The following is an 18956-nucleotide window of genomic DNA, read 5'->3' on the forward strand; positions in this document are numbered from 1 at the left end:
AGATGAAACCGCTTTTGCGCATCGCCGCCAGCCTGTTCGGGCTGGCGGCGTTGTCGCTTCTGGGCGGTTGGCTGTGGCTTTCCCACTTTATCGACGCTCCCGGCAAACTGGCGGCTCCGACCCGGCTTGTCATCGCCAAGGGGGCCGGTTTGCAGTCTATTTCCAGGCAGTTGGCCGATGCCCAGGTGGTGGAAGGCCCCACGGCCTTCCGGCTGGCCGCCAGTTGGCTGGGCAAGGCCAAGGCGCTGCAGGCCGGTGAATATGACTTTCAGCCTGGCGCCACGCCCAGGGCGGTCATGGACAAGTTGGCTTCAGGCGACGTGGTGATCCACCAAGTGACGCTGGCCCCCGGACGCACCGTGCGCCAGATGTTGGATGAGCTGAAGGCGGAACCGGCGCTGGAGGGCGAGGTCTCCCCTTTGCCCGCCGAGGGCAGCCTGTTGCCGGAAACCTATCATTTCATCTTGGGCGAATCGCGCAACCAACTGATCGGGCGTATGAAAAAGGCGATGGATGACGCCCTGGCCCAGGCCTGGGCGGCGCGCATCGACGGTTTGCCGCTGAACAGTCCGCAAGAAATGCTGATTCTGGCCAGCATCGTCGAGCGCGAGACCGGTTTGGCCGAGGAACGTCCGCATGTCGCCGCCGTTTTCGTCAACCGTCTGAAGAAGGGCATGCGTCTGCAATCCGACCCCACGGCGATTTACGATCTATCGGGCGGGCTGGGCGTGATGGAGCGTCCGCTGACCAAGGCCGATCTGGAACGCGCGACGGCGCACAACACCTATGTCATCGACCGCCTGCCGCCCGGCCCCATCGCCAATCCCGGCCGGGCCAGCTTGATGGCGGTGGCGCGTCCGCTGGACTCGGATGATCTCTATTTCGTGGCCGACGGCACCGGCGGCCATGCTTTTTCGCCGACCCTGGAAGGCCACAACAGGAACGTCGCCAACTGGCGGCGGGTCGAGAAGGAGCGGGGGAAGTAACCCCCAAGTTTCCCCACAAGAAAATATTTTTCATTATACTTGCGCCTGACCGCCGCCTGCGCTAGGGTCGATTCCAGTTTGGAAACTGGCTGGATCAGCGTGCAACTTGTGCGGCATTGCAGGAATTCTTTATAAAAATCAGTCTGGTGGTCCCTTGGGGCGCGATCTGATCGCCATGCTCGACGGTTGCCAGCATCGTGGCCCGGACTCGACCGGCTTTGCGCTCTATGCCGATGGAGCCGACGATCTATACCGCCTGCGTTTCTATGTGGGAGAGGGGGCCGAGGCCGCCGTCTCGATTGCGCGCATCAAGGAGATTCTGGCCGACAAGGGGGCAGACCTGTTGGCGGGCGAGCAGGTGGGCGGCAGTTTCGCCGCCAGCGTGCGCCATGCGGGCGATGTCCGCTCGTTCGCCTATGCGATGGAACATGCAGCCAAACTTTTCTCGCTGGGGCATCGCCTGGAAATCGTCAAGGACGAGGGCACGGCCCACGAGGTCGATGCGCGCTATCATCTGTCAGCGATTCAGGGCACGCACGGGCTTGGCCATGTGCGCTTGGCCACCGAATCGGCGGTTCGGCCCGAGGCCGCCCATCCCTTCTGGGCCACGGGATTCTCGGACATCGCCATCGTCCACAACGGCCAGATCACCAATTACTGGAAATGGCGGCGTCGTCTGGAAAAACTGGGCTTCGAATTTCGCACCGACAATGACAGCGAATTGATCGCCGTCTATCTGGCCAAGAAACTGTCGGATGGGGCCAGCCTGCAGCAGGCCCTGACCGACAGCATCGAGGACATGGATGGCACCTTCTCGTTCCTGGTTTCGACCGCCAGCGAAATCGGCTACGCCAAGGACCGTCTGGCCGCCAAGCCGATGGTGATGGTGGAGACCGATCATCTGGTCGCCATCGCTTCCGAGGAAGTGTCGCTGAATCGCCTGTTTCCAGGCCAAGCGCTGTCCACCCGCGAACCCCTGCCAGGAACCATCGGCACATGGTCACGCTAGATCTTGCAAGCATGAGCGTGCGCGACGCCAATCGGCGTCTGCGCGAATTGGGCGAGGCGGGCGAGGATGCCGAGATTCTCAATCCCGACGCGCGCCACCATATCGGCGTCGGTCTGGTGCATCCGATCACCGTGCGCGTGCGCGGCTCGGCCGGGTATTTCTGCGCGGGCCTGACCGATGGGGCGCGTTTTGAAATCGACAGCAATGTCGGCTGGGGGGTGGGGGACAACATCTACAGCGGCACCGTGGTGGTGGGCGGCAATGCAGGCGCGGTGGCGGGGGTCGCCATCCGCGGCGCCGAGATCGTCATCAAGGGCAATATGGGATCGCGCGCCGGGCAGGTGATGAAGGCGGGAACCTTGCTTTGCTGCGGCAACGCCAGCTTCATGGCGGGCACCATGATGTATGGCGGACGCATCGTAATTCTGGGCCGTTCCGGCGAAAAGCTGGGCGAAGACATGACCGGCGGCGAAATCTATGTCGCGGGCGGCATCGATTCCTTGGGCACCGACGCCATGGAGATCGACATTTCCAGCGACGAAGTGGCCTCGCTTCAAGACTTTCTCGATCGCCATAAAATTCCGTTCAACGGCCATTTTCGCAAGGTCGTGAATGCGGGGACGAAGCTGCGCTACACGACGCCAGAACCCACCTTGCGCAATCAATCTTGCACGCAGGCCAGCGTCAGCGGGTTCTGGAACGAAAAGACGAAAGAGGATATCGAAGTCAAGGCGGTGACCGGGCGCTATCGGGTGCGCGGTTACGGCACGGCCAGGGCGGTTCCGCATTTCAACGACATCGCCTTTCGCCAAGAGATCGTGCCCGCTGCGGATGCGCTGTCCAAGGTGAATTTGGCCATGACGCTGGGCGATCGGTCGGGCGCCAAGCCCTTGTCCCTGTCCATGCCGGTCCTGATCGCCCCCATGAGCTATGGCGCGTTGTCGCGTTCGACCAAACTGGCGCTTGGCATCGCGTCGCGTCTGTCGGGCATTGCCGAGAACACCGGCGAAGGCGGCATGATCCCCGAAGAGCGGGCCGAGGCCGGACAGTTGATCTTCCAATGCCTGTCGGGCCGGTTGGGCTGGAATATCCGCGACATGCAAAAGGCCGACGCCATCGAGATCTATATTTCGCAGGGCGCCAAGCCGGGCTTGGGCGGCCAGTTGATGGCCAGCAAGGTAACGCCCGAGCTAGCGGCGATTCGCGGCATTCCGCCCGGCATCGATCTGCGCTCGCCGTCGCGCCATCCCGATGTGCTGGGGGCCGACGATCTGGTCATCAAGATCGAGGAGTTCCGCGAAGCCACCGGTTACGCCAAGCCGATTTCGGTCAAGCTGGGAGCGGGGCGCGTGAAGGACGACATCAAGATCGCCTTCAAGGACGGTTTCGATTTCGTGGAGCTGGATGGGCTTCAAGGATCGACGGGCGCCGCTTCGGCGGAAGTGATCGAGCATGTCGGCATTCCCACGCTGGCCGCCATCGTCGAAGCCATCGAGGCGCTTGAGGAAGTGGGGGCTGCGAAAAATGAAATGCCCATCGTTCTGATGGGCGGCATCAAGGATGGCGTCGATGCCGCCAAGGCGATCGCGTTGGGGGCGGGGGCGGTGGCGGTGGGCACGGCGGCCTTGATCGCCGGCGGCTGCATTTCTTGCATGCGTTGCCAAGCGGGCTATTGCGTCACCGGCATCGCCACGCAGAACCCCCAGCACGAAAAGCGTTTCCGCACCGATGTCGAGGCGGGCAACATCCATCGTTTCTTGGAATCGATGCGCTGGCAAATGGCCGCCATCGTTCATGGGCTGGGCAAAACGGATGTGCGCCAGCTTTGCCGCGACGATCTGGTGGCCTTGACGCCCGAAGCGGCCGCCATCACCGGCTTGCCCTATGAGGACAGGTCATGAGGATGAAGACTTTCGATCCCTCGCATCCCGCTTCGCCCTGCCAGACCGCTTGCCCGGTCGGCACCGATGTGCCCGCCTATCTGGATGCCATCTGGCGCAGCGATTTCAAACGCGCCTTCGAGGTGATCACGCAATCCAATCCCTTTGCCTCGATCTGCGGTCGCGTTTGCGACGCGCCTTGCGAACCGGCGTGCCGCAGGGAGGAAAGCGACGGCGCCATCGCCATTCGCGCCCTGAAACGTTTCGTGATGGACAAGGGCGAAAGTCTGGTCCGCCCGCCCGTTCACCCAACGCGCCCGCAAACGGTGGGCATCGTGGGTGGCGGCCCGGCTGGCTTGACGGCGGCCCAGGATCTGGCCCTGGCCGGATTCAAAGTGACGGTCTACGAGGCAAGCCCGCGTTTGGGCGGCATGATGGTTTGGGGAATTCCCCGCTTTCGCTTGCCGGACGGCATTATCGAGGCGGATATCCACCGTCTGCTGAACCGCTGCCCGGGCATCGACGTGGTGACCGAGACCGCTTTGGGGCGCGACATTTCGCTGTCCGCGCTGAAGGAAAAACACGATGTCGTGCTGTTGGCCATCGGCGCCACCAAGGGCAAGCGGCTTGATCTTGCTTCTGACGGCGATAGCCGCCTGATCGACGGCGTGGCCTTCTTGAAGCGCGTCAATGCGGGCGAGCGGCCCGCCATGCCCGCCCATGTGCTGGTCGTCGGCGGCGGCGATGTGGCGATGGATGCGGCCAGGGCGGCTTGCCGCCTGCCGGGGGTCAAAAAGGTTCAAGTCGTCTATCGGCGCGGTCGCGCGGAAATGCCAGCCCGCAAGCATGAGATTGAGGGGGCCGAGGCCGAGGGCGTCGAAATTGTTTTCAACACCGTTCCCATTGCTTTGAAGGAAGATGTTCTGACTTGCCAGTTGACGCGCCTGGGAGCGGCCGGGGCGGATGGACGCCACCGCTTCGAGATCGTCAAGGACAGCGATCACGATATTCCCTGCGGGCTGGTCATCGCCGCCATCGGCCAGGAAGCGGCCTGCGATGAGTTGGCTGGATTGGGGCTGCTGAAGAACGGATGGATTGACGCCGATCCCGCCACACTCGCCACCTCTGACCCCCAGGTGTTCGCCTGCGGCGACGGCGCTTTCGGCGGGTCTTCCATCGTCAACGCCATGCGCCAAGGCCATATGGCGGCTTATTTCCTGACTGCCCATCTTGAAGGGCGGGCCAATCCGCCGCCTTTCCGCACGGCGCATCCGATGGCGCGTCCAATGCTGGCCAACGATCCGGAATGGGAACGGCTGGGCCGCGAGATGCCGCGCTTCGTGGGCTTGGCGGGCGGCATGGATGGCGAGGTGGAGGAAGGTTTTTCGGACGCGCTTGCCCGCGCCCAGGCGGCGCGCTGCCTGCGCTGCGATGCCGAAACGCCCAGCAAGACCTATGATTTTATGGCTCGCGAACATATCGCCGCTATGGGACGCATCGCCCTGGACGACGCGGCCCAGCAATCGGCCATTCTGTCGCAGCGTTTGAAGACAAGAAACAATCCCTTCCCGGCGCAAAGCGTGGCCTCGCTCGACGATTTGGTCTTTCTACCCGCCAATCTGTCGCGTCTGGTCATCGATCCCTATCGCGAAGCCTGCCGCACTCAAACGCGGATCGCCTCGCTTTGCCTGAATGCGCCCTTGATTGCCGCCGGATTCGACCATGCGCCCCAGAATGTCAGGCGCGATCTGGCCGAAGGATTGCGGGCCTCAGGCTCGGCCTATCTGGGTTTGTCGCCGCTGGGAGGGGACCTTCCCTGGCTGCAGTTGCTGCCGCCCGGCGCTCAGCCCAGTTCCGAGTCCGCCGGGGTGGTGCTGACGGCGCCGGGACCATTGCCCAAGGTTCAGGGGGTGACGGGGGTCGTTTTGACCGAATCGACGCTGGAAACGGGCCTCGTTCAGGCCTTGGAGCAGGGCTTCGATCTGGCCGTTCTGGATGGCAGCGATGGCTTGGGCGGCGATTTGGCCGAATTCGGCCAAGGTCCGCGCTTGGGGCTGCTTGGTAAGGCCATCCGCCTTCTCAGATCCCTCAACCGCGAAGAGGATATTTCTTTGATCTGGTTCGGTTACGTGCGTTCGGGCGCCGATGTGGCCAAACTTCTGGCAATGGGCGCCAATGCCGTGGCCTTGGGAACCAGCCTAGCCATCGCCTTGGGGGCGAAATGCGGCCCCGAGGGGCTGTTGGGCTTCGAGCCGCCTGCCGACGCCGCTGCCGGTCGGGCCCAGGCGGCAAGCCATTTTCTGGCTGCCCTGTCCAGCGAGGCGGCCATGATGGCCCGCTGCACGGGCAAGACCAGCGTGCATAACCTCGAGCCTGAGGATCTGCGCAGCGTGACATGCCGGACGCGTCAAGTCACCCAAGTGCCTCTGGCCGGAAGTCGGGCCGGGTTATAGGCCGTTCGTCCATTTTCATTTCTTTTCCTTGCCAACCCCCTGCGGCACCTATAATCCTCAATACGGGGAAGGCCACTTCGTTGGAATGTATTTACGTTCCGTCTGAAGTGAGAAGGGGAAGGGAATGCAGCCGGGGAAAATTGATCCCTATATGGCGACGTTGAATGGGCTGGTGGCGCAGGTGTTTGGCGATTTAACCGTTACCCAGCTTCAGGACTTGCTGTTCTTCCACCAGCATACGCCGCTGGTGGCGCGCAGGCGCGCCATGTTGATCATTTCGCGCGCGCGCATGGTGGCGGCGGTGTTCGCCCTGCTGACGCCGGTCTGGATCGCCGTCGACATGATCATCTTCAGCTGGCCCTTGTGGATTGAACTGGCTGGCTTGCGCCTGTTGGCGACGGCGGCCTTCGCGGCGTTGGCTTTCGGCTTTCGCAGTTCGGAAAGCATCGGCGCGGCGCATCGCTCCCTGACTTGGCTATTGGCCGTCCCCACGCTGTTCTTCCTGATCTCGCATCCCCTGCTCAGCCATTCGGATCTGTCTGGTCCGGCGGCGGCGGTGGCGACCGGCTACGCCTTTCTGCCCTTCGTGATGGTGGCCGGTCTGTCGGTCTTTCCGATCACGGTGATCGAGGGGGTGGTTTTCGCCGCCCCCATGATTCTGGCGCAGATCGCCGTGGCCTTTTACGGCGACATGAATCTGTTTTCCTTCAGCTCGCTTCTGGGGGCGCTGTGGCTGTTGGCCGTTCTGGCCACGGTGGCGACCTTGGCCGGGATGAGCCAGTTGCACTTCATGATGGCGCTGGTCAATCAGGCGTCGCATGACGGCTTGACCAGCGGATTCACAAGGCGCGTCGGCGAGGAACTGTTCGAACTGCAATTCGGCAACGCCATTCGCACCGATACGCCGCTGTCTTGCGTCTTCATCGATCTGGATCATTTCAAGTCCATCAACGACAAGTTCGGCCATGAGGAGGGCGACCGCAGTCTGCGCAAGGCTTCCGAGGGCATTCGCAAATGTCTGCGCCGGGGCGACGTGATGGTGCGCTGGGGCGGCGAGGAATTCGTCATCATCATGCCGCATACCGATTGCGCCGGGGCGTTGATCGCCGTTCAGCGCATGCGCGCCGTCGGGATTGGAGAGCGCCCCGATGGACAGGCGCAAACGGCCAGCATCGGCATCGCCGAACGCAATGCCGACGGCTGCGCGGATTGGCAGGGGCTGGTCGAAAAGGCCGATCAGCGCATGTATTCGGCCAAGCAGGCGGGGCGCAACCGGATTTGCCTTTGCGGCGGCGAGATGGTGAGCGGGGAAACCCCCGTCTCAGACCTTCCTAACTAGAATATTCACCCGCGTCGGCTGCTGAAATTCCCAGCCGCGTTCGGTTTTCTTGCCCAGGCGTTCGAATTCGGCCTGCAACTGGGCCGCCATCGCATCGACGACGGCGGCGCGCTCGTGGTTGGCGCTGACGATGCGGTCGCGGAATGTTTTATAATCCGCCATCGTCATCGGATGCAAAAAGACGTGCTCGCTTTCCAAGCGCAGGCCGTGCTGGCCTGCCGCCATCAGGGTTTCGTAAGCCCGCCTGCGCACCTCGGTTTCGTCATCGACCGGTTTGGCCAGTTCGAAAAAAGCGCCGGCGGCGACGGGTTCCGAAATATAGACCAAAGCGCCCGGCTTCAACACGCGGGCCGTTTCGGCCATCGCGCGTTCCATCATATCGGGCGGCACATGATGCAGGCTGTTGAAAAAAACGACCAGATCCACCGATGCGTCGGGAAAGGGCATGTTCTCGGCCTTGGCGTCGACGTAATCCTCGCTCCCCGCCCTGTCGCTTGCCAGGGCCTTCGCCAATTGCTGGGGCTGGCATTCAAGCCCGGTCACGAAAGCGCCCTTGGCCGTCATCAGGCGGGTCAGGTTGCCGTCGCCGCAACCGACGTCGAGCACGCGCTTGCCGGACAGATCGACCAAATCCTCCAGAACGTCGCTGGCTCGTTTGACGATCATGGCGCAGCCTCGATCGGCAGGTTGCCCAGCCCCAGAAAGGCGGGCAGGGGGTGAACGACCAGCATGACCGGAATGGATGCCAGATAGTCGCGATAGCGGCCCTTGTCGGCAAAGCGCGCCATCAAGGGCGAGGCTTTCAGCCGGTCGGCGCCCAGACGCGGCAGAATGCCGCCCGCCAGATAAAGGCCGCCGAACGAGCCAAGAGTCAGCGCCAGATTGGAAGCTGTCGTGCCCAGGAAGGCCAGCAGCAAATCCATGGCCTCGGCACAGACGGGACAACTGCCATTCTGGGCCATCGTCGCAACGTCGGCGGGCGTTCTTTGAACGAACGGTCTTCCGTCCAGGTAGTCGATGATTTCCGCAAGCGTGACCAGTCCGGGGCCGGAAACCAGCCGTTCCGCCGAACAATGGCCAAACTGCTTTTGCGCTTGATTGACGACGGCGAATTCGCGCTCGGTGCGTGCCGACAAAGTCGCGTGGCCGCCTTCGCCCGCAATGGGCGCCCATCGCCCCTTGCCATCAGGCAACAGGCCCGACACGCCAAGTCCGGTACCGGGACCAATGACGGCGATGGGGGCGTTCTTGACGGCTTGGGCCTCGTTGAGCGGCAAAGCGCTTTCCGCCGGCAAATGCGGCAAGCCCAGGGCCAGGGCGGTAAAGTCGTTCAAGAACTTGATGCGCTTGACGTTCAGGCGGCGCGCCACGTCGGCCTGGCTGAACGCCCAGTGACTATTGGTGATGTCGATCCAGTCGCCGGTGACGGCGGCAGCGACGGCAAAGGCCGCCTCGTCGAAGCTGGCGTCCTGACCGCTCTTGGACAGGTAATCCTGGGCAGCTTCGACGATGCTGGGATAATCGGCGCAATGAAAACTCTCTGGCTCGGTCAGCAGCTTCGATCCCGCAACCACGGCGAAACGCACATTGGTGCCGCCCACATCGGCGATCAGACGGCTCATGCGCCCCCCCGTTCCCGCAGCAGGCTGGAATATAGGTCGATATAGTGGCTGGCCGATTGCTTCCAACTGAAGTCGATGGCGGCGTTGCCAGCCGCGATGCGGTTCCATTCCACCTTGTCCTTGAACAAGGCAAGGGCGCGCAGAACGGCGCGCCTCAATTCCTGCGGGCTTGTTTCTTCCAGCACGAAGCCACGTCCGACGTTTGGGGGACCTTCCTGCTCGACATCGACCACCGTGTCGGCCAGGCCGCCCGTGGCGTTGACGATGGGAATGGCGCCGTACTTAAGCGCGTACATCTGCGTCAGTCCGCAAGGCTCCATGCGCGACGGCATCAAGAATACATCGGCGCCCGCCATGATGCGATGCGCCAGAGGTTCCGAATAGCCGAGGTGAAGCGCCATGTGATGCGAATGGCGGTCGGCCAGTTCCGTAAATCCGGTTTCGAACAGGGCGTCGCCCGAACCCAGCCCCGCGAACTGGCAGTGCTGGTTCATCAAAAGATCGGGCAGGCAATTGATGACCAAGTCCATGCCCTTGTGATCGTTCAGTCGGCTGATGACCGCCATCAACAGCCGCCCCGGCTGCATGGGCAGGCCCAGTTCGCGCTGAAGGGCCGCCTTGTTCTTGGCTTTGGCCTGCATGTCGCCCGGCAAGAAATGCTGGGTCAGGTAGGGATCGATGGCCGGATTCCAGATGGCGTCGTCGATGCCGTTCAAGATGCCGTGCAGATCTTTGGCGCGCGCCGTCAGCAATCCCTCGAAGCCGCAGCCCTGAGCAGAAGTTTGTATCTGACGCGCATAGGTGGGGCTGACCGTGGTGATCTTGTCGGAGTACCAGCAGCCCGCCTTCAGAAACGAGACATTGCCGTAATATTCCAACCCATCCGGCTGGAAGCTCTGGGCAGGCAGTTCCAGATCGGTCAGAACGCCAGGATCGAAATTGCCCTGATAGGCGATGTTGTGAATGGTGAAAATAGTGCCAGGGCGCGCTCCACCCCAGGCATCGAGATAAGCGGGCGCCAAGCCTGCCTGCCAATCATGGCCGTGCAGGATGTCGGGTTGCCAGCCGATCAAGCTTTTGTCGGTGCAAAGTCGGGCGGCGGTGTAGCCAAGAAGCCCGAAGCGTTTGGCGTTGTCGGGCCAGTCCTTGCCGTCGGGACCCAGATAGGGATTGCCCGCGCGGGCGTAAAGCTGCGGACAATCGATCAGCAAAAGGGGCAGATTGCTTCCCGCCAGCCTTCCTTCGATCAATCTTGCCGGTCCTGCCCCTAGGTGGTTTCCGAGATCGGCGACGACCTTGCGGTGCGTTGCCGCTTCCAAAGCCGCCGGATAGCCCGGCATGAGAAGGCGGATGTCGGTTTTCAGGCGGGCCAGGGCCAGGGGCAGCGCTCCGGCCACGTCGGCCAGACCGCCGGTTTTGATCAGGGGAAAGACTTCGGAGGAAACGAAAAGGACTCGCATGATTGGAAAATATCCGATTAAGCGGCTTGAACCAAGGGATTCATGAAACTTTCCTCGAGATTGACCCATCGCTGTCTTGTCGCAGGCGGCCTGACGTGGCAATCTTAAGACAATCGGGCAAAGGGGGCGCGCCCGTATATCGAAATGGGATAGGAGAAGTCAGGGTATGCCCTTTTCGTCAAGCAGCATGCATGCGTCAAATCGCGACATCACCCGCCTGGTCAACAACACGATGGCCCTGGTTCTGGCCGGGGGGCGCGGCTCGCGCCTGAAAAACCTGACAGACTGGCGCGCCAAACCGGCGGTGCCCTTCGCGGGCAAGTTTCGCATCATCGATTTCACGCTGTCCAACTGCATCAATTCCGGCATTCGCCGCGTGGCGGTCCTGACCCAATACAAAGCGCATAGCCTGATTCAGCACGTTCAGCGCGGCTGGGATTTCCTGCGCGCCGAGATCAACGAGTTCATCGAGGTGATGCCAGCGCAACAACGCATGGTCGAGGGCAACTGGTACAAGGGAACGGCGGACGCCGTTTATCAGAATCTGGACATTCTGCGCAGCTACGCGCCGGAATATCTGATCATCCTGGCTGGCGATCACGTCTACAAGATGGATTACAGCAAGATGATCCTGGAGCATGTGCTAAGGGGCGCCGATTGCACCGTGGCCTGTTTCGAGGTGCCCTTGGAAGAGGCCAGCGCCTTTGGGGTGATGGAAATTGACGAACATAAGAACGTCGTCAGCTTCAAGGAAAAGCCCAAGAACCCTGAACCAATGCCGGGCAAGTCCGACCGCTGTCTGGTCAGCATGGGCATCTATGTTTTCAACACGCGCTTTCTTCTGGACCTTCTGGAATCCGATTCCGAACTGACGGGGTCGGATCACGATTTCGGCAAGGACATCATTCCCGGCCTGATCGGAAAGTCGAAGGTGGTGGCGCACTTCTTTCGCGATTCTTGCGTCATCGACGCGGTGCGCGAACCCTATTGGCGCGATGTGGGAACCCTTGACGCCTATTGGGACGCCAATATCGACCTGACCACGGTGACGCCCGCGCTCAATCTTTACGACACAAGCTGGCCGATCTGGACCTATCAGGCCCAGTTGCCCAGCGCCAAGTTCGTTTTCGATTCGGAAGATCGGCGCGGCATGGCGGTGGATGCGCTGGTTTCCGGCGGTTGCATCATTTCGGGCGCCACCGTGCGCCGCTCGCTTTTGTTCTCGAACGTCCGGGTCAATTCCTACGCCTATATCGAGGACGCCGTCATCCTGCCCGATTGCGACATCGGCAGGAACGCCGTGCTGAAGAAGGTGATCTTGGATCGCGGCTGTCTGATTCCGCCGGGTCTGGTGGTGGGCGAGGACCCGGTGCTGGACGCCAAGCGTTTCGAACGCACCGAAAAGGGCGTGACACTGGTCACCCGCGACATGCTGAAGGAATTGGAGCTGTAGCGGACGAAGGCTTGCCTGAGCGACTGGCGATTTGAGCGACTGGCGATTGAGGCCAACACAAAGCAGGGTCTTCGATGTTGGACTTGGAATTTGTCGGACGTTTCAATCCGTCATGGCCGGGCTTGACCCGGCCATCCACGATTTAGTTGCAATAGCACCAGAAGGCAAAGCGTGGATGCCCGGCACAAGGCCGGGCATGACGATGTGTTTATTGGCCGCTGTGAGATTGGCAAATTCTGTTGGAATGTCGAGACGTTCAAAAACTACACGCACTTTCTAATATAGGGCTTGTTGGCTTCCCACAGTTCATCGAGAATTTTCACGGCGGCGTCGGTCGAGTTGATCACCGGGTCGATCAGCAAGGCTTCCAAGGCCATTTCCTTCGATGCATGCACCGCCGCTTCCACCGCCAATTGTTGCACGCTGGCCTGCATGGTCATCAGCTTGGCGATGGGGTCGGGCAGCGGCCCTAGGCTGACCGGATGCAGTCCGGCGGCGTCGGCGACGACGGGCACCTCCACCGCCAGGTCGGCGGGCAAATTCGGAATGACGCCGCGGTTATAGACGATACCCGATTCAATCATGCGCTTTTGATTGTGCATGACGCTTTCGATCACGGCGATGCCGCGTTCGCCCGACAGCGTGTTCCACTCGTCGGGCGGCGGCGTTTTGCCCGACACCACGTCGTCGATGATGCCTTGCAGCTTCACCCGCCAGTTATCCTCGCCGTCGAAATCGAAGCCCTTTTCGCCGCCTTCATAGCCATAGGGGATGTACTCGCCCATATGGTCGTCGCTGCAGGTGATCCAGTGGCCGAAGGCGCGCATCAATTTGCGGGTCAGCGGCTGCAGGCTTGGATCGAAGGTCTTGTCTTTTTCCAGCAGCAAGGGATACATGTCCTTGCCGGTTTCGCGGTCGCGGATTTGCATCACGCACTGGAAATGATTAAGGCCCGCCGCCCAAAGATCGAGCTTCTGCTCCGGCTCTTTGTCGGCCATTCCCATGATGGTGCCGATGTACCAGCGAGCCATGAAGATGCCGTGGCACAGGCCCATCGAGCGGATGGGGCTGTATTTTCCCAAGGCCAGTACGATGCGGCTTTCGGGATTCGAATAATTCAGGAAGAAGGCGTTGGGACACAATTCTTCCATGTCGCGCACGAAGTCGAAGATCAGCGGCAGGGTGCGCATGGTGAAGAACAAGCCGCCCGGCCCGCCATTTTCGCCCAAAGTGTGATGGATGCCGTACTTTTTGGGCACTTCGAAATCCATCCGCCATAGCCTGGTGCGGTCGATGGCCACCGAATTCAGCACGAAGTTGGCGCCTTTCAGGGCTTCCCTACGGTCGGTGGTGCGCTCGATGATGATGCCCGCACCCCGCTGCCTGTTCATGAACTGGGCCAGGCCATACATGCGCTCCAGCGTTTCGGAATTGGTGTCGACCAGGGTTAGCGTGCTGCCCGCCAACTGCTTGCTTTGGAACATGTCGCGGAACAGATGGACGCCGAAAGAGGCGCTGCCCGCGCCGATGAACACGATCTTACAGGTATTGGTCATGGGGGCCTCGGTGGGCGTGAGGGAGCTAACTGGGGGCATTCTAACATAAATCTGCAAGAAGAACGGAGGCCGAAAAACCCCTCTTGACAGGCCGGGTCTGACTGAATGAATATCCATTCAGTCAAGAAAGCGCCCCGACCTCCAGGAGAAAGCGGCCATGGCCGACGCCTTTCTAACCCTCCAGCAACAAGGCAAGACAGCCCTGCTGACGCTTGCTCATGCGCCGGTCAATGCGCTGGGCACCGGCATGATCGCAGCATTGCATGCGGCCATGGACAAGGTGGAGGCATCGGGCGAGATTTCCGTTCTGCACATCAAAAGCGCGCTCAAGGTGTTTTGCGCCGGGGCAGATCTGGCGGAAATGCGGGCCAATTTCTCCGATGCGTCGCGCATCGGCCAGCAGGTCGAAGACATTCGCAATATCCAGAAGGTGCTGAAGCGCATCGAAGCCCTGCCTGTCGTCACTGTGGCGGAAATTTCCGGGGCCGCCATGGGTGGCGGGCTTGAGATGGCGCTGTCTTGCGATCTGCGCGTGGCGGCCAATGAAGCCAAGCTGGCCTTGCCGGAAACCAATCTGGGCCTGATCCCTGGGGCGGGCGGCACGCAACGCCTGACCCGTTTGGTGGGTGCTTCTGTCGCCAAGCGCTTGATTCTGGGCGCCGAGATCATGGATGGCCAAACAGCCCTGGCGCTGGGTGTCGTGCAATGGGCCGTGCCCAGGGCCGAATTGGCGGGCTTTGCGGAAAGTCTGGTTGGGCGTTTGGCGGCGCTGCCCAAATCGGCACTGTCCCAAGCCAAACATTGCATTGGCGCTGCCTTTGATCCCAAGCGCGATGGCTATGAAGAAGAGCTTGAAGCCACGCGACGTCTGTTGAACGAGACCGAGACCCGCCAAAGGGTCGAGGCCTTCCTAAGCAAGGAGAAGTAAGAATGAGATTCGATGGTAAAATCGTCCTGGTCGCCGGTGGCGCCTCTGGCATCGGCTTCGCTGCGGTCGAAGGTTTCGCCGCCCTGGGGGCTGAGGTCTATCTGGGCGACCTCAATGAAGAAGCGGGCAAGAAGGCGGCGGCGTCGGTTCCCGGCGGCAAAGTGCATTTCGTCAAACTGGACGTGACCGACAAAACCTCGATCCATCAGTGCCGCGACCGCATCTTGAACGAAAAGGGCCATCTTGACGTGCTGGCCAATGTGGCGGGCTGGGGCCATATCCAGCCCTTCGTGGAAAATTCCGACGACTTCATCGAGAAGGTCGTGAAGCTGAACTTGATGGGGCCGATCGAAATGGCCCGCGCCTTCTTCCCCAGCATGATCGAGCGGAAGTCCGGAAAGATCGTCATCGTGGCGTCCGATGCCGGGCGTGTGGGTTCGCTGGGCGAAAGCGTCTATTCGGGGGCCAAGGGCGGCGCCATTTCCTTTACCAAGTCGCTGGCCCGCGAAGGGGCGCGCCACAATATCCAGGTCAATTGCGTCTGTCCGGGTCCGACCGATACGCCGCTGTTGCGCTCGGAACCCGAAAAGTTCCTGGAAGCGTTTTTGAAGGCCATTCCGATGAAGCGCTTTGGCAAGCCTTCGGAAGTGGCCGATGCCATCATTTTCATGGCAAGCCAACGCGCCGACTACATCACCGGACAGGTCCTAAGCGTCAATGGCGGTCTGGTCATTCCCGGTTGATATCCATTCTGAAAGAAGGAAACGAAACATGTCGTTAATGAAGAAACTGCCCGCCAGCCATTTCAATCCCAAGCATTTCGGCTGGTCGGTCGAAGGCAAGGTGGCCACCATCACCTTGAACCGGCCCGAGAAGAAGAACCCGCTGACCTTCGAATCCTACGGCGAATTGCGCGACACTTTGCGCGACTTGGTCTATTGCCCCGACATCAAGTCGCTGGTCATCACTGGTGCTGGCGGCAATTTCTGTTCGGGCGGCGACGTGCATGAAATCATCGGCCCGCTGGTCAAGATGGACATGCCGGAACTGCTGGACTTCACCCGCATGACCGGCGACGTCGTCAAGGCGATGAAGGCGGCGCCGCAGACCATCATCGCCGCCATCGACGGCATCTGCGCCGGTGCGGGCACCATGCTGGCCTGCGGCGCCGACATCCGCTATGGCACGGCGAAAAGCAAGGTCGCCTTCCTGTTCGTGCGCGTGGGTCTGGCTGGCGCCGACATGGGGGCTTGCACGCTTCTGCCGCGCATCGTGGGTCTTGGCCGCGCTACCGAACTTCTGATGACCGGGCGCGCCATGCCGGGCGAGGAAGCCGAGCGCATGGGCTTCTACAACGCCATTTTCAGTTCCGAAGAAGTGCTGGACAAGGCCAAGGACTTGGCCAAGTCTCTGGCTGAGGGGCCCACTTTCGGCCACGCCATGACCAAGAAGATGATCGTGCAGGAATGGAATGCGGGGCTTGACGAATGCATCGAGGCTGAGGCCCAGGCCCAGTCGATCTGCATGCAGACGAAAGACTTCGAACGCGCCTACAATGCCTTCGTGATCAAGCAAACGCCGAAATTCGAAGGTGATTGATGTCTGACAAAACGTTCCTCTCCTGGCCCTTTTTCGAAGACGGACATCGTGAGTTCGCGCAAGCCATCGACGCCTGGGCGCACGAGGAATTGGAACGGATCGCCCCGCATCACGAATGCGAAGGCGAGCGGATGGACGACATGTCCCGCCGTCTCGTCAAAGCGCTAGGCGAACAGGGGTTCTTGAAGGCTTGCATCCCGGCCGCCTATGGCGGTCGGGCGGCGAGTTTCGACGTGCGCGGCCTGTGCCTGGCCCGCGAAACCTTGGCGCGTCATGAAGGGCTGGCCGATTTTGCCTTCGCCATGCAAGGTTTGGGCAGCGCCGCCATTACTTTGTTTGGCACCGATGCGCAGAAATCGAAATATCTTCCCAAGGTGGGCAAGGGAGAACTGATCCCCGCTTTCGCCATCTCCGAGGCCGATGCCGGATCGGATGTGGGGGCCATGACCACCACGGCTGTCAAGGATGGCGATCATTACGTCATCACCGGCGACAAGACCTGGATTTCGAATGCCGGGATCGCCGATTTCTATACGGTGTTCGCAAGGCTTGGCGATGCGCCGGGAGCCAAGGGCTTGGCTGCCTTCATCGTGGAAGCCGATGCGCCGGGATTCAAGGTGGCCAGTCGTATCGATGTGATCGCTCCGCATCCTTTGGGCAAGCTGCGCTTGGAAGAATGCCGGGTGCCGTCATCGGCGCTGCTCAGCCTGCCAGGCGAAGGGTTCAAGATCGCCATGTCGGTGCTGGATGTTTTCCGCTCGACCGTGGCCGCCGCCGCCCTGGGCTTTGCCAGAAGGGCTTTGGACGAGGCCTTGAAGCGCGCCCAGTCGCGCCATGTCTTCGGCAGCGCCTTGAGCGACTATCAAATCACCCAGGCCAAACTGGCCGAGATGGCGGTTTCCATCGATGCTGCGGCGCTTCTGGTCTACCGCGCCGCTTGGACCAAGGACACCAAGGGCGGGCGCGTGACGCGCGAAGCATCTATGGCGAAATTGTTCGCCACCGAGGAAGCCCAGAAGGTGATCGATCAGGCCGTGCAGATATGGGGCGGCTTGGGCGTAGTCAGCGGCGTAGCGGTAGAGCGGCTGTATCGCGAAATCCGAGCGCTTCGCATTTATGAAGGGACGAGCGAGGTGCAAAAGCTGGTCATCGCCAACGCGCTGTTGAGCGAGGGGAAGAACTAAGTTTCTTCCGTCAGCAACGACAATCCCAGCTCGGCGCGGCGCTTGAGCCACAGCGAAGGCCGCCAACGCATGTCGCCTGATCGGGCCAGCATATTTTCCAGAATGGTCAGGATGGTGCGGCTTCCCAACTGGTCGCCCCAGGCCAGCGGCCCCATCGGATAGCCCAGGCCGAGGCGCACGGCAGTGTCGATATCGGCGGGCGAGGCGATGCCCTGACCCGCGATGTCGCAAGCGATGTTGACGATATTGGCCACCACGCGCTGCGAGACGAAGCCCAGACTGTCCTTGATGACGGACACGGGTTTGCCGTCTTGTCCAAGCAGGGCGTGCGCCTGCTGGCGAAATTCCGTCAGCGTGGCTGGGTTTGTCATCAGCACGCGCCGCTTGTCGAAACCGAACAAGGGGTCGATGGCTAGACAGCGGCTTGCATCCAAATCCAACCTTGCCGCCATGCCCGAGGCGTCTTCGCCCAGACAAGCCAGCAGGATCAAGCTGTCGGGACGTGGAGACTCCCCGCTGTCGATGTCGGCCCCCAGCGATTGAAGCAGTTGCGTCACTTGGGGATCATTCGTCCAAACGTGACAGGGCGCGGCCTTGGGTGGCGGCGGCTCGACCGGCCTTACGATCTGCCCCTTGTCGTAAGCGTAAAATCCCTGGCCTGCTTTCTTGCCCAACAAGCCCGCTTCCACGCGCGAGCGCACCAGGGGCGAGGGGCGGTAGCGCGGTTCGTGATAGAACTGCGCATACATGGTTTCCATGACGGCGGATGAAATATCCAGCCCGACCAGATCGTACAATTCCAACGGCCCCATGCGAAAGCCAGCCTGCTCGGTCAGGATGCGGTCGATGGCGGCGGCATCGGCGACACCCTCTTCCATGATGCGCAACGCTTCGGGTCCATAGCCCCGTCCGGCATGATTGACGATGAAGCCCGGCGTGTCCTTGGCCCGCACCGGCGTATGGCCAAAGCGCTTCACCAAATCCATCAGGCTGGCAATGGCGCTTTCGCAACTGTGCATCCCTGCCACCACTTCCGCCACTTTCATCAGCGGCACAGGATTGAAGAAGTGCAGTCCAGCCACCCGCGCCGGAATCTGACAGGCCGTGGCGATCGAGGTGATGGACAAGGACGACGTGTTCGAAGCCAGGATGCAGGCGGGTGTCACGATCTTTTCCAAATCGGTGAACAGGTTCCTTTTGGCATCCAATTGCTCGACGATGGCTTCGACGACCAGCGTACAGGCGCCAAGCTCGGGGCTGAGGGGAGGAACCGCCGTCAGCCTTGCGGCGGCGGCCTTGGCGTCTTCCGGACTCATCTTTCCCTTTTCCGCCAGTTTCTCGAAAGTCTGGCTGATGGCGGCGCAGGCGGCCTCGGCCGCCCCGTCCTTGGCGTCGAAGATCAGCACGTTGCATCCGGACGCAGCGGCGATCTGCGCGATGCCGCGCCCCATGGTTCCGCTGCCCGCAATGCCGATCACGCTTTGCAT

Annotated in this window: 15 protein-coding genes; 10 read left to right on the forward strand and 5 right to left on the reverse strand. The window is 61.4% G+C overall.

Annotated elements, in window-relative coordinates; genetic code table 11:
* The first annotated feature begins 2 nt into the window (after nt 1–2).
* From mltG to HQL44_07715, 5 genes are all read left to right on the forward strand, one after another.
* Nucleotides 3–986, forward strand: a complete 984-nt coding sequence (gene mltG / locus HQL44_07695) for an endolytic transglycosylase MltG (GenBank protein MBF0268460.1) — start codon at nt 3–5, stop codon at nt 984–986.
* 106 nt (nt 987–1092) lie between these two features.
* Entirely contained in the window at nt 1093–1995 is a 903-nt protein-coding gene (locus HQL44_07700) for a class II glutamine amidotransferase (GenBank protein ID MBF0268461.1), read from the forward strand.
* On the forward strand, nt 1983–3896 hold the full coding sequence (locus HQL44_07705; protein ID MBF0268462.1) for an alpha-hydroxy-acid oxidizing protein: 1914 nt from the start codon (nt 1983–1985) through the stop codon (nt 3894–3896). The genes HQL44_07700 and HQL44_07705 overlap by 13 nt, the downstream gene beginning before the upstream one ends.
* Nucleotides 3893–6328, forward strand: a complete 2436-nt coding sequence (locus HQL44_07710; protein ID MBF0268463.1) for an FAD-dependent oxidoreductase — start codon at nt 3893–3895, stop codon at nt 6326–6328. Before HQL44_07705 ends, HQL44_07710 begins: the two co-directional genes overlap by 4 nt.
* 151 nt (nt 6329–6479) lie before the next feature.
* Entirely contained in the window at nt 6480–7667 is a 1188-nt protein-coding gene (locus HQL44_07715; protein ID MBF0268464.1) for a GGDEF domain-containing protein, read from the forward strand.
* On the opposite strand, the gene HQL44_07720 is transcribed toward HQL44_07715, so the two are convergent.
* Genes HQL44_07720 through glgA form a run of 3 tightly spaced genes read right to left on the reverse strand, consistent with a single transcriptional unit; the run spans nt 7650 to nt 10749 of the window.
* Nucleotides 7650–8333 carry a methyltransferase domain-containing protein gene (locus HQL44_07720; protein MBF0268465.1) on the reverse strand — a complete coding sequence of 228 codons (684 nt, stop codon included), beginning with the start codon at nt 8331–8333 and terminating at the stop codon, nt 7650–7652. The two genes, HQL44_07715 and HQL44_07720, sit on opposite strands and share 18 nt — an antisense overlap.
* Entirely contained in the window at nt 8330–9289 is a 960-nt protein-coding gene (glk, locus tag HQL44_07725; protein ID MBF0268466.1) for a glucokinase, read from the reverse strand. The genes HQL44_07720 and glk overlap by 4 nt, the downstream gene beginning before the upstream one ends.
* A complete protein-coding gene (gene glgA / locus HQL44_07730) occupies nt 9286–10749 on the reverse strand; it encodes a glycogen synthase GlgA (GenBank protein ID MBF0268467.1) in 1464 nt (487 codons plus the stop codon). Before glgA ends, glk begins: the two co-directional genes overlap by 4 nt.
* Before the next feature lie 187 nt (nt 10750–10936).
* On the opposite strand from glgA, the gene glgC reads away from it, so the two are divergent.
* Nucleotides 10937–12202, forward strand: coding sequence for a glucose-1-phosphate adenylyltransferase (gene glgC, locus HQL44_07735; protein ID MBF0268468.1), 1266 nt, complete (start codon nt 10937–10939; stop codon nt 12200–12202).
* A gap of 263 nt (nt 12203–12465) precedes the next feature.
* Here the strand turns inward: glgC and HQL44_07740 are convergent, their stop codons facing one another.
* Nucleotides 12466–13758, reverse strand: a complete 1293-nt coding sequence (locus HQL44_07740) for an alpha-glucosidase/alpha-galactosidase (protein MBF0268469.1) — start codon at nt 13756–13758, stop codon at nt 12466–12468.
* 157 nt (nt 13759–13915) lie between these two features.
* Between HQL44_07740 and HQL44_07745 the strand changes: the two genes are divergently transcribed.
* Genes HQL44_07745 through HQL44_07760 form a run of 4 tightly spaced genes read left to right on the forward strand, consistent with a single transcriptional unit; the run spans nt 13916 to nt 17469 of the window.
* Nucleotides 13916–14686 (forward strand): enoyl-CoA hydratase/isomerase family protein, encoded by a 771-nt coding sequence (locus HQL44_07745; GenBank protein ID MBF0268470.1) that lies wholly within the window; start codon nt 13916–13918, stop codon nt 14684–14686.
* A 2-nt stretch (nt 14687–14688) separates the two neighbouring features.
* A complete protein-coding gene (locus HQL44_07750; protein MBF0268471.1) occupies nt 14689–15429 on the forward strand; it encodes an SDR family oxidoreductase in 741 nt (246 codons plus the stop codon).
* 37 nt (nt 15430–15466) lie between these two features.
* Nucleotides 15467–16285, forward strand: a complete 819-nt coding sequence (locus HQL44_07755) for an enoyl-CoA hydratase family protein (protein ID MBF0268472.1) — start codon at nt 15467–15469, stop codon at nt 16283–16285.
* Complete coding sequence (locus HQL44_07760; GenBank protein ID MBF0268473.1) at nt 16285–17469, forward strand: acyl-CoA dehydrogenase family protein; 1185 nt, start codon at nt 16285–16287, stop codon at nt 17467–17469. The genes HQL44_07755 and HQL44_07760 overlap by 1 nt, the downstream gene beginning before the upstream one ends.
* Here the strand turns inward: HQL44_07760 and HQL44_07765 are convergent.
* On the reverse strand, nt 17466–18956 hold the full coding sequence (locus HQL44_07765; GenBank protein ID MBF0268474.1) for a 3-hydroxyacyl-CoA dehydrogenase: 1491 nt from the start codon (nt 18954–18956) through the stop codon (nt 17466–17468). The genes HQL44_07760 and HQL44_07765 overlap by 4 nt on opposite strands.

The organism is Alphaproteobacteria bacterium, assembly GCA_015231795.1.
In the GTDB taxonomy this organism is placed as follows: domain Bacteria; phylum Pseudomonadota; class Alphaproteobacteria; order Rhodospirillales; family WMHbin7; genus WMHbin7.

What these genes read in the sequence shown, in the direction of transcription:
- mltG (MBF0268460.1), top strand. Translation starts at nt 3, where the DNA reads ATGAAACCGCTTTTGCGCATCGCCGCCAGCCTGTTCGGGCTGGCGGCG.
- HQL44_07745 (MBF0268470.1), top strand. Translation starts at nt 13,916, where the DNA reads ATGGCCGACGCCTTTCTAACCCTCCAGCAACAAGGCAAGACAGCCCTG.
- glk (MBF0268466.1), bottom strand. Translation starts at nt 9,289, where the DNA reads ATGAGCCGTCTGATCGCCGATGTGGGCGGCACCAATGTGCGTTTCGCC.
- glgC (MBF0268468.1), top strand. Translation starts at nt 10,937, where the DNA reads ATGCATGCGTCAAATCGCGACATCACCCGCCTGGTCAACAACACGATG.
- HQL44_07760 (MBF0268473.1), top strand. Translation starts at nt 16,285, where the DNA reads ATGTCTGACAAAACGTTCCTCTCCTGGCCCTTTTTCGAAGACGGACAT.
- HQL44_07705 (MBF0268462.1), top strand. Translation starts at nt 1,983, where the DNA reads ATGGTCACGCTAGATCTTGCAAGCATGAGCGTGCGCGACGCCAATCGG.
- HQL44_07710 (MBF0268463.1), top strand. Translation starts at nt 3,893, where the DNA reads ATGAGGATGAAGACTTTCGATCCCTCGCATCCCGCTTCGCCCTGCCAG.
- glgA (MBF0268467.1), bottom strand. Translation starts at nt 10,749, where the DNA reads ATGCGAGTCCTTTTCGTTTCCTCCGAAGTCTTTCCCCTGATCAAAACC.
- HQL44_07715 (MBF0268464.1), top strand. Translation starts at nt 6,480, where the DNA reads ATGGCGACGTTGAATGGGCTGGTGGCGCAGGTGTTTGGCGATTTAACC.
- HQL44_07750 (MBF0268471.1), top strand. Translation starts at nt 14,689, where the DNA reads ATGAGATTCGATGGTAAAATCGTCCTGGTCGCCGGTGGCGCCTCTGGC.
- HQL44_07740 (MBF0268469.1), bottom strand. Translation starts at nt 13,758, where the DNA reads ATGACCAATACCTGTAAGATCGTGTTCATCGGCGCGGGCAGCGCCTCT.
- HQL44_07765 (MBF0268474.1), bottom strand. Translation starts at nt 18,956, where the DNA reads ATGCAAAGCGTGATCGGCATTGCGGGCAGCGGAACCATGGGGCGCGGC.
- HQL44_07755 (MBF0268472.1), top strand. Translation starts at nt 15,467, where the DNA reads ATGAAGAAACTGCCCGCCAGCCATTTCAATCCCAAGCATTTCGGCTGG.
- HQL44_07720 (MBF0268465.1), bottom strand. Translation starts at nt 8,333, where the DNA reads ATGATCGTCAAACGAGCCAGCGACGTTCTGGAGGATTTGGTCGATCTG.